Origin of the sequence: uncultured Gemella sp. (genome assembly GCF_963515875.1) — a bacterium.
In the GTDB taxonomy this organism is placed as follows: Bacteria; Bacillota; Bacilli; order Staphylococcales; family Gemellaceae; genus Gemella.
On record NZ_CAUPZX010000016.1, the window covers coordinates 1 to 15,731 of the forward strand.

Below are 15,731 nucleotides of genomic sequence, written 5' to 3' on the forward strand. Positions count from 1 at the left end.
AGTATCAACATATGGAGAAGAAACACGTTATGTAAAAGTTACATTACCAAAAACACAAGAGCCTGGGACTAACGTGCCAGCTGCGTCACAAGAACAACCGTATAAGATTGTTGAAGTGAAAGTTAAGGTAAATGAAAAGATTGCTCCAACAGTTACAATGAACGGAAAAACTCTAAGTACAGATGTTGACCAAAGTCCTTCATTTGTAATCTTTAAAGGTTCAACATTTAATCCAACATTTAGAGTAAGTGATAATTCAGGAACAACAACTTATCTGAAAGCTTCTAATCTTCCAAGCGGTAGAGAATTTATTAAGGAAGAAGCTATGTCTAATTCGATAGATGTTAGGTCTGAAGATACAGCAATCACAGCAACTAACAATGCAATTTTAGGGGAACATATCGGAACAGTTGTTGTAAAAGATGCTTTAAAGAATGAGGGTGTTTATAAGTTCAAATATACAGTTGTTGATGTAGAAGTGACGAATACTCCAAAAACAGTTGAATCCAATACAACACTTGTTGATGCTGCTAATAGCAGACAAGGGTTGAATCCAAAAGATTTCCTAAATGTAGTTGCAGGTGCAAATACAGATGGTGGAGAAAAGTATTATCCAGGAACTAAAGACTTCAAGTGGACTAAGAATGGTGCTAATGTAACGGCTACAACAGTATTGAGTGAACCAGGAGTAGTTACAGGCTATAAAGCAAAAGTGAACTTCACAACTCCAAGATATTACACAACAACTATTGACGGTAAACAAGTACAAGTTTATGTTCCAGAAAAAATCGAAAAAGATGTAACATTTCTTGTTAAACCAACAAAACCAACAGTTACTCCAGATGATAACGGTGATGTAAGAATTGGTCATACAAACCAAACAAATGTCAATAAAGTGGAAGTGACATACACTCCAACGGACAACAATCGATTAGAAGATAATGGGGATGTGACGAAAACCCCTCAAGAAAGAACAACGATTATCGCTACTAAGGGAACTGATAATCAATGGCGTATCACAAGTGGTGCGAAAGAAGGAATTAGTGTTAATTCAACTACTGGTGAAATCACCTTGAAAGATCGAGTAGTAAAAGATCAAACAAAAATTCAAGCAAAAGCAGTTGCTCAGGAAGTTTCAAGTGATGAAAATGACAGTAATAATTCTAAAGATGGTGATCGCGCAATTCCAACAATTGGATTGAATAATACGCTTGTAAAAGTTGGAGAAGAGTTCAGTCTTCCTCTTGGTTTAACAGATGCAGGAGTAGGTGTAGATGATACGAACATTAAAGTTTCGTTGCCAAATGGGGAAACAGGTCTAACTTACGATTCAACAAATAAACTAATCAGAGGAACAATAAGCGCAGTTGCTAAAAAAGAAATTACAGTAAGAGTCCTAGATAAAAATGGAAATAAAGCTGAGAAAATAATCTCTATAGCTGCTGTGAAAGCTAAGCCGATTTATGCGATTAAAGACGGAATAATCGACAATGTAGACACTCCAAGTAACTTTGTGGAAATGCCTGAAGGGGTTACTTTAACTTCTGTAACATGGAAAAACAATGACAGACCATCAACGGCAATAGTAGGAACTACGCATAAAACTGTAACGGTTAGTGCAAACGACTATACCGAGATAAATGTTGATATTCCAGTAACGATATATCCAAAAGTGACACTTCGTAAGGTAGACGGCAATGAAGTGACAGAATATCATGAGATTGTTGGTCAACCATTGACGTCGAGTGTATGGGGAACAGGTCGACGTACGAAAACTGCTACAGCTGATTTCTATGTAGAATTTGAAGGTGAAAATAAACCAGATGGTACAACTATTACATTTAAAGATGGAAATCCAGCTAGTCCAAGCACAACAGCGGGTATAACGACTAAAACGATCGTTGTAACTTATCCAAATGAAGCAGGGACTATTGAAAAAAATGTAACGTTCAAGACTTATGGAAATGAAGCGAAGTATGAGGATGGAAAAGATTCTGTAGAAACAATAGTTGGTAGCGCATTTGTGAAAACAAGTGCTAGTGATTATGTTAAACCAAGTAGTACTTTAGCTAATCCAAGTCGTACTGCTATTGGATGGGGAAATGGGTATAATTCTCCTAACCCAGTAAACAAACCACAGGATAAAATTGGTAAACGTGAAGAAAATGTTAATGTTTACTTTGGGGAAGCTGTACGAAAAGCTCGTGGAGATGATACGTATAACTACAATGATCAAAATATTAAAGTAACGTTAGATGTCAAACCACAAGCACCAACACTAACTGCAAATCAATTCCAAGGTAAGGCAGGAACTAAACCTGAAATTACTGTAAACAATTTACCAACAGCTGCACAGTTGACAACAGGATCAACTGTAAAAGTACAATTAAAAGATGCTGCTGGCACTATAGTCGCAGAAAAAACTGTAACAGAAGCAACAGGAAGTACAACATTTACTGAAGCTGACTATAAAAATCCAGTTACTTTAGGTCAACAATTGTCAGCAAATGTGGTTGTCTTAGGAACTTATCAAAAAACAGAAAAAACGGATACGGGAACAAGACAAGTCCCAACTACTTATTCTTTAGTTTCTGATAATAGCAACAGTGAACAAGTTACTCCTCAAAAACCAACATTTGATTCAGTAACAGTGACTTCAACTAGTCGTACACTAAGAGGTACGTTAGGCGGATTTGATGCAACTAATAGAGTGGTCAAAGTTCATTTGAATGATGAGAATAGTACAGTTCTATCTAGTGAAAATAATGGCGGAGTAACCATCAATAATGATGGAACTTGGACAGCTACGCTTCCTGAGAATGTAAAACTTCGTCAATCAGTTGCTAAAAACGGTGAAACTACAACACCACCAGCGATTACAGTGGAGAATACAGTCACAGGGGGAACAGTTTCAACTAGAAGTGATAATAAAGCAGTTGAAATGGGAGATTACTCAGTATCGTCAACAATTGCAGGTAGTAAGCATATTGATATTACAGTGCCACATGATGCTAAACGAGTTGAATTACGATTCCATAATAATCAAGAAACAGGGGATAAACCAAACAGCATTGTACTTGTTCGTGGAACAGATGGATGGCATACAGAAGCAACTCGTGCTGATAATACTAGTGTGACAGATGCTAATGGATATGTCGGAATAATTACATCTACTCCAAGCACTACTAATCCAGCAGAAAATAATATTCGTATTGCTCTAAATGAACAAAGTGGATCGACTAAACTTCATATTAAAGAAGAATCTGCTAATGGAGATAACACTGAATCATATGGAAGTGGATTAGGACTTCGTGTGTATAACCAACCAGAGGCAGGTCAAGAGCCAAGTTCGACAGGTAAGTGGAAAGTTACTAGTGTGACGAATACGGCACCGAATATTGTAGTGAAAAATGAAACAGGTCGAGATGCGAATCATAGAAAAATTTATGATTCAGGAACAACATTGACGGCCGACTTGTTAAAAGAGTTAGTGACCGTAACGGATGCAGAAGATGGTCGTAATACTGAAAGTGAAAAACCATATGGAACAGGAAATGTTAAGGTTGTTTCTCAAATTCCTGTAGCAAATGGTACTAGTGCAACGCCAGCCGGATTATATGAAGTTACTTTAGCGGCAGTAGATAGCCAAGGTAAAGAAGGAACTCAAGTCAAAGTATATGTAGCCGTTAAAGAAGAAAAACCATCAGCACCAACGGTAGGACAATGGCAAAATGGTAATGTAAAAGTAACGCCAAATTCTACAAATTCAGGAGATAAAATTACAATTCCTCTAAAATCAGGAAGTGTTGTGGTAACAAAAGATGCTCAAAATGGATGGCAAGTAACAGGACAACCTAATGGAGTAAGTGTTCATAATGGAAGTATTGAAATTCCACGTGACTTGGTAAATGCTACAGTAACGGCAACTGCAAGCAAAGGCGAAGGCGATGTTAAAGTAGTATCTAATGAAGGAACATATACTTTAACATCACATGAAGTTACAAAAGTAGACATTATTAAGAAACCAACAGATAAGTTGAATAGAACAGATTTATATTCAGCAACGGGAATCACAGGCGTCGTTGAAAATGGGGTAACAAAAATATACCAGAATGCAGAAATCCAATCTGTTACATCTGTAGGTACATTACCAACTCTAAGGCCAGATAGCGAGACTGAAGTACCAGTATTGATTACGTATAATGACGGTTCACAAGAAAAAACTAATGTCAAATTAAAAGTCACACCAGCAGCACCTAACGTGACTGTTCAACCACAAGATGCCACAACAGGGGATGTAACACTAACAATCAAACATAGCGACGATACTAATTATCCGGATGATTCTGTAGTAACTGTTCCAGGAATAGACGGAACATTCAAAGTCAAAGATGGCACAATTACAATTAAGAATAATCAACTAAAAGATACAGTACAAACAGGAAAAGTTACTGTAACAGAAAAAACAAAACTTCCAGCTGAAACTGGTGATGATAAGAATATCCCAGCGAAACTAGTAGATAGTAAAGAGCCACAAATCACAAAAGACGCTCAAGATAAAACAACAGGAGACGTAACATATAGAGTTACAGATTCAACAGGAGCAAACTATCCAACAGGATCAAAAGTAACAATCAAAGGAAAAGAATACGAAGTAACAGGCGAAGGTAAGATAAAAGTACCAAATGCGGACTTACCAACAGCAACAGAAACAAGCGTACCAACGCAAGCAACAGAAACAGGAAAACTACCAAAAGCCGGAAACGCAGTAGAGTTACCAGCGAAATTAACTAGTGCTAAAGGTGAGCCTGCAAGAGAGTTTGAAGTTAAAATTCCACTACCGCTTGTAGTTTCAAATCCAGAAGATTTAACACCAGATGAAAAAACAGAATTAGAGAAAAAAGTTAAAAAATCTAATCCAAATATGGATGTTAAAGTCGACGATAAAGGAAATGTTACTATAACAGATCCGAAAACAGGTCAATCTAAAGTAATTCCAGTTAAAGATTTAACTGTTAAAGACTTCGAACCAGTGAAACCAACTGAAAAAGTACCAGTTAAAGACAAAGCACACTTAACTCCAGAAGAGAAAAAACAAGTGGCAGACAAAGTCAAAGCGAAGAACCCAGGTAAGGAAGTAACAGTAGGAGACGATGGAACAGCAACAGTGACAGATCCAACAACAGGAATCAGTCATACAATTCCAGGAACAGACTTAGTGAACCAAGACTTCGAACCAGTAATACCAGCTGATAAGATTCCAGTAAAAGATCCTGATAACTTAACACAAGAAGAACAGGATAAAGTAAAAGAATCAGTTGAAAAAGCTAATCCAGGTAAAAAAGTAACAGTAGATAAAACTGGAAAAGTTACAATAACTGATCCAAATACTAATATAAGTCATGAGATACCAGGAGAAAAATTAATAACTCTTGATCCTCCGGTATTTGAACTTCCTGAATATACAGCTCCAATAGGAACAACAGGAGTAGATGAAAACGGAAACTTACTTGCGCCGCCAATAGAAAATCTACCTGCACTAATCATCACTAAGTGGACTGATGAAGCTGGTAAAGAGCTTAAACCTGCTGATGCAAAAGCACCAAAAGTTTTAGGAGAAGCTAATGGAGCATTTGAAGCTGGAAAAATTGAAGGTTATGCGTTTATAAGAACAGAAACTAATGGTGATGTTGTAACTCACATCTTCAGAAAAGTTACTGCAACTAAACCACAACCAATTCCAACATTACCAGAAGTTAATGGAAACATTAAACAAACGCCAACTGGTAAAGTTGAAAAATCTACAAAACGTTTAGCGAATACAGGTAAAGCTGAAACTAATACAGGTTTAGCAGGATTAGGATTAGCTATGTTAGGAAGTCTGATAGCTGTTGCTAAAAGACGTAGAGAAGATGAAGAGTAGAAATTGCTAAATCATCAAAATAAATCTTTAACATTATCTATTTAGATAGTCGAGAAGCAAGAAATCCAAGAAAGAATCGAAAGGTTCATTTCTTGGATTTTTTGTGTTTGAACCTCGTATAGAACAGTGATATCATTAGAAAAAATATTTTTTTTCTAGTATAATAAAGTTAAGAATAGGGTAAAAAGTAAAATTTAAAAATATTATAATCAAAAAATAAGGGGAGAAAAAATATGGAAGAGCGACATAAAAACATTAAACCAATTTATGACTTAGTAGTTAAAAAAGTATTTTGTAATGAAGCAGTAGCATTACAGTTTGTTAAAGATATCTTCGATTTACCGGCAAAAAGTGCAAAACTAATTGGTGGAGATAAAATATTTCGAGCTAACAGTAATGTAGAAGATGATTTTAACATAGCTGTTGATATACTTGTTGAACTAGACAACCACGCACAAGTTATAATCGAGGTGCAATTAGCTAAGCAGGCATTCTTCATGAATCGCATTTGGGCTTACCTATGTAAACAAGTAAATGACAATATCGAAAGATTAAAACAAAACGAAGAAGAAAGACTAGCAATTTATAAAAAACTACCACCAGTTTACGTAGCTGCAATAGTCGATAGAAACTACTTTGATGGAGATGATCCTATAAGTACTTTTTTAATCAAAGAAGAAACAAGAAACACCGAACTAAAAATGTATGTAGACAACGATATAAAAGAGATGCCATTGTTGAAAATAGTATTTTTAGAACTAAAAAAATACCAACCAGAGCTAAAAGAAAGTTATAACAAAGTACGTTGGCTAGAATTTTTCGGTAACAAACAATATACAAGTGAACCTGGTGAAGTAATTGATCAAGCCGATGATTTACTTAATGTTAGAAACTGGACTAAGGAGGAAAAAGATATGTATGATGAAAGAACAAGACAACTAGACCATCACTGGGCAACGTACGCTTATGCACGCGAAGAAGGAATAGAATACGGTATGCAACAAGGAATGCAACGAGGACGAGCAGAAGGAATGGAGCAAGGACGAGTAAGAGAGTTGATAGATTTAGTGAAAGAAGGATTGCTTACTAAAGAGATAGTAGCGAAGAAGTTAAATCTAAGTGAACAAGAATTCGAAGTCTATTTGCAGGAAATGTAAATATATGTATATAGAATACGGAATGTAACGAGGACGAGCAGAAGGCCTAAAAGTAAGAAGTAATGATAAAATTACAAGAAAAGTTATTGCTGATGGGGATGGAGTTAGTGTAAAGACTATTGCAAGGATTATAAAAGAAGTATATAACTTTAAGTATGTAGATACTGGATGTAATGGTCGTCGGGAACTTAATGAGTAAAAGTAGGTTGTAATACACAGAATTTTTTAAAGAAGTTTCCTAAAAGAGTTTTCCAAAAGTTTTAAATTTAAAAAAAGTTTATACGAGAAGTTATAGATACTGAAACTGTTATATTGCAATTTGTAAAAGATATTTTTGATTTACCTGTTAAAAGTGTAAAGACTATAGAATGAAACAAAACCCACGGGAAAGAAGTTCTCTCGTGGGTTCTTATCTTATGCAATTATTTCGTCTTCATCTGCCCTAGAGAATATTTCTCTAAGTGTTTCAGGAGAAGAGGTAGCAACAAATTTAATTGAGGTTTTTATATTCAAAAGAAATGCTTCATCTTTATGAATTCTATTTGCAGTTAATGCACCTTGAATACTAGTGAATAACCACTCACTAATAGGGTTGCAAACATCTTCTGGTAAGTTTCTATCGAAAAGTCCATCAGCAAGAAGTAGACGCCAATTTTCAAGTATATCACTACATTTTTCTGCAATTATTGGAGAAACTTCAGCGGTTTCCATTGCTAGTAATGTAAGTGAAAATCCACTACGTTTACAGGCTTTACCTTTTGATATAAAAAGTTCAAATACAGTTGTTAAATACTCCTCCAAAGTCCCTATTTTAGGAGAAATCGATTTAAATTCTTTTTTAACATTACTGTTGATTTTCTCGAGTGCTTCTAAATAAATTTCGTCTTTTCCTTTTGGAAAATAATAATATACGCTTCCCTTAGGGGCTTTAGCTTTTTTTATGATATCCTGAACACTTGTCAGAGAGTAGCCCTTAGTTCAAACGTTTTGGACAGTTGTTAAAATAATGTTTTCTTTAACTTTATTATTTAACGTCATGTCATTCACTCCCTTGCTTATTTTTATAATTTAATTATACAATTTTATGATGGTAAAATCAATAATCTATAACAAAAATTCTATTTTTTATTTGAATATACAAATCTAGAAATATTAATGATAGTAACGTAGAACAAAGATATTGATTATTATTTACTAATAATTTAAGATGCGATAATATAAAAATTATACTATAATAACTAATTATTTTAAAAGTTGTATATTTCATTGAAAATATTCAAATATTATTAGGTTTTTCCCTTCAATATTTGTATTTACTCGTTTTTTATAGTAAAATATAACATGATATTCAATAAGGAGACGGATATGTTAAAAAAGAAAATGTTTCAACTTTGTGTTGAATTGACGAATGGAAATATGAGCTCAAAAGCTCTAAAAAAACTAACAAAATCTAATTTAAGTAGATTAATGATTCAACCTTTTGCTAAGGTATATGATATTAATACTGATGAAATTTTAGATGAAATTGATGACTTTAAAAATCTTAATGAGTTTTTTATTAGAAAATTACATCCAGATGCTAGACCGATTAATCAAGAAGAGGATGCTTTAGTTAGTCCAACAGATGGAGTTATTTCAGAGATAGGTACTATCAGTAATGAAAGAACATTTGTTGTTAAGAATCAGGTTTATAATGTTCAAACCTTGGTTGGAGATAGTGAACTTGCTGATAAATATAAAGATGGGACGTATATGATAATATATCTTAGTCCTAAAAATTATCATCGTATACATTTTCCTATGAATAGCCATGTTGTAGATGCTTATAGCTTAGGAAAATATTCATATCCAGTTAATAATCTTGGACTTGAATTAGGAGAAAATATTCTAAGCTATAATTATAGACAGGTATATAAATTAAATGGAAAAATTAATTATACTATGATACCAGTAGGAGCACAAAACGTTAACTCAATTATTCCAACATACAAGAGTATTTATGTTAAAAAAGGTGATGAGTTAGGATATTTTGAATTTGGTTCTACAGTTGTATTATTATTTGAAAGAAATAATATTATTTTAGAGGAAAACTTAGAAAATAAGGAAATCAAGATGGGAGAGAAAATAGCGACTATTTTATAGGCTATTAGTGATAAAAAATGGTATTAAGAAAATATTTTTCACCTGATGATTTTGTAGAAAAGTATGAGTTTATTGATGTTGAATATATGAATATGCACAATAAGAAGGTCATTATTTCAGATTTAGATAATACTCTTATTTCTTGGGATAGTAAAAAAGATACTAAAGAGTTAAATAAGTGGTTGAAAAAGATGAAAAAAGCTGGTTTTGATATTATTGTCGTATCAAATAATACTGAAGAGCGAGTGGAGGAGTTCTGTCGTAAGTTGAATCTTCAGTATGTTGCGGGAGCTAAAAAACCTTTAACAATCGGATTTAAGAAAGCTCTTAGAAAGCTAAATAGAAAACCAGAAGAAGCGATTATTTTAGGCGATCAGGTATTAACTGATGTTTTAGGTGCCAAAAGTTTTGGTGCTATGAGTGTTTTAGTTAAACCAATTTCTAAGACGGATGCTTTTAAAACTAGAATTAATAGATTTTTTGAAGCATTGATAATACATAATTTAACTAGAAGAAAAGCATTTCCTAAAATGAAAAAAGTAGGTTATAGATTGAAACATAAGAAAGAGAACAATGGAGGATATATTGAGTAATAGAGTTTATTGTATAGGTTGCGGTGTTGAGATTCAAAGTGAGGATCAAAACAAACAAGGTTACTTGCCAAAAAGTGTTGTAGAAAAAAGTATTGATGGCAATTTAGTTTGTAAAAGATGTTTTAGATTAAAAAATTATAATGAGGTATCGGATGTTCAACTAGGTGCTGAGGATTTCTATCAACTTATTAAAACATTGTCAAAAAAAGATGCATTGATAGTTAAGGTTGTTGATATATTTGATTTTTCTGGAAGTTGGATTGAGGATGTTGTCGACATTGTAGGAAATAACAAGGATATTGTGCTAGTGGCTAATAAGTTAGATTTATTACCTAAGTCTGTTAAGCAAAATAAAGTTAAACAATGGTTATTTAAGATGTTAAAAGCTAAGGGTATTAAGGTAAAAGATATTCTTTTAATTAGTGCTATTAAAAATCAAGGTGTTGAAGAGGCAGCAGGACGTATAGATGAGCTTCGCAATGGTAAGGATGTATATATTGTAGGAGCAACAAATGTTGGTAAATCTACATTTATTAATAAACTTATCGAACTTACAACTGGGGACAAGAATGTTATTACAACTTCTCATTTCCCAGGTACAACACTAGGAATGATAGAAATTCCCCTAGATAGAGCTACTAGTATTTATGATACACCGGGTATTATATTAGATTATGATATTGCACATTATTTAGATGCTCAAAGTTTGAAATTAGTGATGCCTAAAAAAGAAATTAAAGCACGTGTATTTCAGTTAAATGCTGAACAAAGTTTATTTTTTGGTGGAATGGCAAGGATGGATTTCGTGGAAGGTGGACGTCAAAGTTTCACACTTTATGCTTCAAATTTGGTTGAAATACATCGTACAAAACTTAGTAATGCAGATCAACTGTTTGAAAAACATTTAGGAACACTATTGAAACCACCTTTTGAGGATAATATTTCTATATTCAATAATCAAGTTAAGAAAAGCTTCACAATTGATAGTAGAAAGATGGATATTGTAATTTCAGGATTAGGTTGGATTACTGTTAATAGTGATAGTGGATGTAAGATAGATATTCATGTACCGGAGGAAATCGAAGTGTTTGTGCGTGAATCGATAATATAGTAAAAGAAAAGAGGATAAGATGTTAAAAGGAAAACAAAAAAGACAACTAAGAGCATTAGCACATCATTTATCGCCAATCTTCCAAGTTGGAAAATCAGGTGTAAATAGTGATATGATTCAAGGGATTAGAGATGCGTTAGAAAAACGTGAATTATTAAAAGTAAGTATTCTACAAAATTGTGAAGAGGATAAAGATGAAGTAGCAAAAATTTTATCAGAGCGTACTTCTTCTGAATTAGTTCAAGTAATTGGACATACAATTGTTTTATATAAACAAAGTTCTAAAGAAAAGTATAGAAAAATTGAGTTGGTGAAGTAATATGTCGATTGCACTTTATGGTGGTAGTTTTGATCCAATACATATAGGGCATCTAATCACCGCTGAAACTGCACTAGAAACTTATAATTTAGAGAGAGTTATTTTTATTCCTTCGTATATTACTCCGTTAAAGGATCGCAAACTTGAAGCCAGCGATAAAAATAGATTTGAAATGACAAAACTAAGTACTAAAGATAATATGAAATTTGAAGTTAGTGACTTTGAAATTTCGAATGAGGGAGTTAGCTATAGCTATAATACCGTTAAATATTTTAGTGAATTATATAAAAATGAAAAAATTTATTTTATTATAGGGACAGATAGAGCGAAAGATTTAAAAAAATGGTATAATATAGAAGAACTATCAAAACTAGTAACTTTTGTTTTTGTAGCTAGAGATGAAGAAGATTTATATAAGGTAGTAGATGGAGATGTATTTTATAAATCCATAAGTTATGAGATTATGAAATCACCGATAATTGAGATAAGTTCTAGTTTTATTAGAGATAAAATAAAAAATAAGAATAGTATTAAATATATGATAACAGATGAATGTAGGTCATATATAGAGGAGTTGGGTTTATATGGAATTTCAAGAGATTCAAAATAAAGTAAAAGAGTTATTACCAGAAAAAAGATATGAGCATACCTTAAGGGTAGTCGAAGTGGCTAAAAATTTAGCAAAAATTCACGGAGCTAATGTAGATAGAGCAGCGTTGGCAGCCTTATTGCATGATGTTTGTAAACCTATGGATGAGGTACTGATGAAAAAGTATGTGATTTTACATAATTTAGATGTAAACTTACTAGATTATCCAGTAGAGGTACTTCATGGTCCTGTAGCAAGTGCATATATTGAGGAAAAGTTTGGTATTGAAGATGAAGAGGTTAAACTTGCTGTTGCCAACCATACATTTGGTAGAAAACACATGACTTTATTAGAAAAAATTATCTTTATCGCAGATTACACAGATCCACAAAGAAAGCACCCTCATTTAACAGAGGTGACAGAAGTATCTCAATATGACTTAGATGAAGCGGTGAGGCTTGCTGCAAAGAATACACTGGTATATTTAATAGATAACGATGAAAGAATTTATCCTTCGCTATTAGAATGTTATAATTATTACAATATTAAAAATTATCGTGTAGGATTTAAAGAAAAAAATAAAGATAAAATCTTAGCAGATGAAAAAACAATTACTATTAGAAATAAGAGTGAGGCCCACTTTAAAAAAGGTGATTTATTGGAAGCTACGACTTATGAAGACCCTGATACAGTGTTTGCTACATTAGAAGTTGATTTAGTTAAACCTGTAACAAGAGATACTTTAACAGAACGTTACGCAAAATATTATGGTGTAACTCTGGATAAATTAATTGATAAACTAGCAAAAAGATACCCGGAAGATGATGTACTATACGTAGTAATGTTCCATATTATAAAAAAATAAAATAAAGAAAGAGGATGAAAATGGAAGTAGAAAACTTATTAAAAATTGTTGTAGATGCATGCGACGATAAGCATGGTTATGATATTGTTGCTTATGATTTAACTCAAGCGGGAGTATTATATGATTATTCTGTAATTTGTCATGCACCTACAAATAGACAAGTAGAAGCAATTGCACAAGAAGTTAGAGAACAAGTATTAGAAAATGGTGGAGAAATTCATAGTACAGAAGGTCTAAGAGAAGCTAAATGGATTCTAATGGATTTAGGAGATGTTGTAGTAAATATTATGACACGTGATGATAGAGAGTACTATGAGTTAGATGCACTATTCGAAAAATATCCTATAAAAGGTGTATAATATGTATGAAAATTTAAGTATTGTTTATGATAAACTAATGGATGTCGATTACGATGCTTATAAAAATATTATTGATCAAGAATTAGAAGATAGAGAAAATCTTCTAGTTCTTGATTTAGGTTGCGGTAGTGGAACAATGCTACCAACGCTGAAAAAATATGGAGAAGTATTCGCAGTAGACAATAGTGAACAAATGTTAGCGATATCTAGTGAAAAAGTTCCGGGTTGTAATTATTTTATGATGGATTTATTAGAAATCTCTTCGCTAAATATGGAGTTTGATTTTATATTAAGTGCATTTGATGTTTTTAATTATTTATCAGACTTTGAAGAGTTTAAACTAGGATTAAAAGAAGTATATTCATCTTTAAAAGAAGGTGGAAAATTTGTATTTGATATACATACGCCTAAAAAAGTCATAGATATGTTAGAAAAACAAGTTTTTGGTTATGAGGATGAAGAGATTAGTTATTTATGGTTTACATATGAAACTGAAAATTCACTAGAAGTTGAGAGTGAACTTTCATTTTTCATTAAGGAAAATAATGGATTATATAAAAAGCTTGAGCAGTTTCATTCTCAAAGAACATATGAAATCGAAGAAGTTTTTGCAGAGATAAATAATATCGGTTTTAAAGTTAAAGATTATTTTTGTGATTTTGAGAAAAATAATAAAAATTATGCTGAATCAGATAGAATAATTTTTGTTTTGGAGAAGTAAAATAATATAAATCCGTGTAGAATTGTATATGAGATAGCATCTAAAATATGTGAGTAAAGAGATATGAATGCGGAAAATTTTATTATATTATTTTAAACACGCGAGTTAAACTTATCTAAACATAATTAAAATAGTAATTGGACATCAAATTAATAAAAAGACTTAAGTGATTGTTCAAAAAGTCCTAAAATATGGGAACTTATAGATTTAGTAGTTTATCGATATCTAAATTTGCTTTATAACATCCTTTTAGATATTTAATAAACTTAGCTAAGGTGACTCGACATAATCGATTTCTTTGAAATCATGATTTTTGAGTCACTATCTTTTTATGAATTGACATTATAACGTGAAAATAGTATTATAGTTACAGATGTAACTGATAAAAAAGGATGATTTTAAATGGAGATTAATATTTCAGAAGCCGAGTGGGAAGTAATGAGAGTTATCTGGAGTAATCAAGAAACTACCAGTAAGTTTGTAATTGATACTCTAAGTGAAGAAAAGTCATGGACGGCATCAACGATTAAAACGCTGTTGTCAAGACTTGTAGAAAAAGGATTCATATCTACCCAAAAAACAGGAAATAAATTTTTATATTCAGCAAACTGTATTGAGGATGAATGTTTGGATATTTTAACGCAAAACTTTTTAGACAGAATATGTGAGAGAAGAACACATATTATAGTAAAAAATATAATCGCAACTGATAATTTAAGTAAGAGTAATATTGATGAAATTATTGAATTATTACAAGAGAAAAGAAAGACTGCGGAAGAGATTATAACTTGTAAGTGTCTAAAAGGACAATGTAGCTGTGCTGCAAAACATGGGTAAAAAGGGGATAATCAATGGAAAATGAGAATAAAAAAATACTTATAACGGGGGCTTCTAGTGGTTTGGGGCGTGAATTAGCTCATCAATTTGCTCAAAAAGGAAATGTTGAATTAATTTTAGTTGCTCGTAGAAAAGAGGCTCTAGAAAAAGTTGCCAAAAAATGTGAAACTTTTGATAATGTAAAAACAAGAGTATTTAGCGTGGATATTGGTTCGCAAGATCAAGTAGAGCAATTATTATCAACTATTACTGATATTGATATTCTGATTAATGGTGCTGGATATGGTATAATGAAGGATTTTAGCGAATTTTGTGATGCAGATGTAGTAAATATGTTTGATACTAATGTAATAGGAACAATACAATTAACTACTGAAATAGCTAAAAGAATGAGAGAAAGAAAGAGTGGTACTATAGTTACAATTGCGTCTATAGCTGGGAAAATTGCTACTCCTAAAAGTTCTGTTTATTCAGCAACGAAGTTTGCTTTAATAGGTTACTTTAATGCGTTAAGATTAGAACTTAAAAAAGATAATGTTCATGTAATGACGGTTAACCCTGGTCCAGTGGCAACGAATTTTTTCAATATTGCTGATGAAGATAAGAGTTATCAAAAATCATTAGGTGGAAAGACGCTAACTCCAAAATTAGTAGTTGGTAAAATTATTAAAGGAATAGATATGAAAAAACGTGAGGTTAATTTACCATTTAAATTAGTTTTAGCGGTTAAAATTAGTCAATTTTTCCCTAAATTAAGTGATAGAATGCTGTTAAATATGTTTAAATAATTATAATAAAAGAAACAGGATTATCCAAAAGTCCCGAATTATAAAAATGTTTATATGAGAACTCATAGAAGCGGTGATTTATAGATATTTCAATTCACTTTGTATATACTTTTCAGACGTTTAATGAACTTTAACGGGAGTGACTCGATAAAATAGATTTTTTCGAAATCAAGATTTTGTCGAGTTACTTCCATTTTTTTATTTTCAATTTATCTAGAAAAATATATAACCTATATAAATAGTACGTTTTTTAATCGATATCATAAAAAAATATTTAAATTTAAGTTGAAAAAATCGTACGTTTATGATATTATGTAAATTATAATT

The 15,731-nt window shown here is 32.1% G+C and carries 13 protein-coding genes and 1 pseudogene; 12 read left to right on the forward strand and 2 right to left on the reverse strand.

Annotated elements, in window-relative coordinates; genetic code table 11:
• Both RWL85_RS04225 and RWL85_RS04230 read left to right on the forward strand, forming a co-directional pair.
• Positions 1 to 5,923: LPXTG cell wall anchor domain-containing protein (locus RWL85_RS04225; RefSeq protein ID WP_314085325.1), on the forward strand; the 5,923-nt coding region annotated here is incomplete at its 5' end.
• Between the two features lie 233 nt (positions 5,924 to 6,156).
• Entirely contained in the window at positions 6,157 to 7,080 is a 924-nt protein-coding gene (locus RWL85_RS04230; RefSeq protein ID WP_314085327.1) for an Rpn family recombination-promoting nuclease/putative transposase, read from the forward strand.
• Between the two features lie 414 nt (positions 7,081 to 7,494).
• Here RWL85_RS04230 and RWL85_RS04235 read toward each other — a convergent pair whose 3' ends face one another.
• Positions 7,495 to 7,881, reverse strand: a complete 387-nt coding sequence (locus RWL85_RS04235; protein WP_314085329.1) for a hdig domain-containing protein — start codon at positions 7,879 to 7,881, stop codon at positions 7,495 to 7,497.
• Between the two features lie 75 nt (positions 7,882 to 7,956).
• Positions 7,957 to 8,043: pseudogene (locus tag RWL85_RS08560) on the reverse strand (TetR family transcriptional regulator); the annotation flags it as partial.
• A gap of 402 nt (positions 8,044 to 8,445) precedes the next feature.
• Between RWL85_RS08560 and RWL85_RS04240 the strand changes: the two are divergent.
• The 10 genes from RWL85_RS04240 to RWL85_RS04285 all read left to right on the forward strand — a co-directional run bounded on the left by RWL85_RS04240 (position 8,446) and on the right by RWL85_RS04285 (position 15,404).
• Positions 8,446 to 9,222 carry a phosphatidylserine decarboxylase gene (locus tag RWL85_RS04240; RefSeq protein WP_314085331.1) on the forward strand — a complete coding sequence of 259 codons (777 nt, stop codon included), beginning with the start codon at positions 8,446 to 8,448 and terminating at the stop codon, positions 9,220 to 9,222.
• Between the two features lie 17 nt (positions 9,223 to 9,239).
• Positions 9,240 to 9,815, forward strand: coding sequence for a YqeG family HAD IIIA-type phosphatase (locus tag RWL85_RS04245; RefSeq protein WP_314085333.1), 576 nt, complete (start codon positions 9,240 to 9,242; stop codon positions 9,813 to 9,815).
• Positions 9,808 to 10,926: a ribosome biogenesis GTPase YqeH gene (gene yqeH / locus RWL85_RS04250; RefSeq protein ID WP_314085335.1), complete on the forward strand. Its 1,119-nt coding sequence runs from the start codon at positions 9,808 to 9,810 to the stop codon at positions 10,924 to 10,926. Before RWL85_RS04245 ends, yqeH begins: the two co-directional genes overlap by 8 nt.
• Positions 10,927 to 10,945: 19 nt before the next feature.
• Positions 10,946 to 11,245, forward strand: coding sequence for a ribosome assembly RNA-binding protein YhbY (gene yhbY / locus RWL85_RS04255; RefSeq protein WP_003147122.1), 300 nt, complete (start codon positions 10,946 to 10,948; stop codon positions 11,243 to 11,245).
• Position 11,246: 1 nt separating this feature from the next.
• Positions 11,247 to 11,855, forward strand: coding sequence for a nicotinate (nicotinamide) nucleotide adenylyltransferase (gene nadD / locus RWL85_RS04260; RefSeq protein ID WP_314085338.1), 609 nt, complete (start codon positions 11,247 to 11,249; stop codon positions 11,853 to 11,855).
• Complete coding sequence (gene yqeK, locus RWL85_RS04265) at positions 11,830 to 12,699, forward strand: bis(5'-nucleosyl)-tetraphosphatase (symmetrical) YqeK (protein WP_314085339.1); 870 nt, start codon at positions 11,830 to 11,832, stop codon at positions 12,697 to 12,699. The genes nadD and yqeK overlap by 26 nt, the downstream gene beginning before the upstream one ends.
• Before the next feature lie 20 nt (positions 12,700 to 12,719).
• A complete protein-coding gene (gene rsfS, locus RWL85_RS04270; RefSeq protein ID WP_314085341.1) occupies positions 12,720 to 13,058 on the forward strand; it encodes a ribosome silencing factor in 339 nt (112 codons plus the stop codon).
• A gap of 1 nt (position 13,059) precedes the next feature.
• Entirely contained in the window at positions 13,060 to 13,779 is a 720-nt protein-coding gene (locus RWL85_RS04275) for a class I SAM-dependent methyltransferase (RefSeq protein ID WP_314085343.1), read from the forward strand.
• A gap of 402 nt (positions 13,780 to 14,181) precedes the next feature.
• Positions 14,182 to 14,616, forward strand: a complete 435-nt coding sequence (locus RWL85_RS04280) for a CopY/TcrY family copper transport repressor (RefSeq protein ID WP_314085345.1) — start codon at positions 14,182 to 14,184, stop codon at positions 14,614 to 14,616.
• A 14-nt stretch (positions 14,617 to 14,630) separates the two neighbouring features.
• Positions 14,631 to 15,404, forward strand: a complete 774-nt coding sequence (locus tag RWL85_RS04285) for an SDR family oxidoreductase (RefSeq protein WP_314085347.1) — start codon at positions 14,631 to 14,633, stop codon at positions 15,402 to 15,404.
• The last annotated feature ends 327 nt before the right edge of the window (positions 15,405 to 15,731 follow it).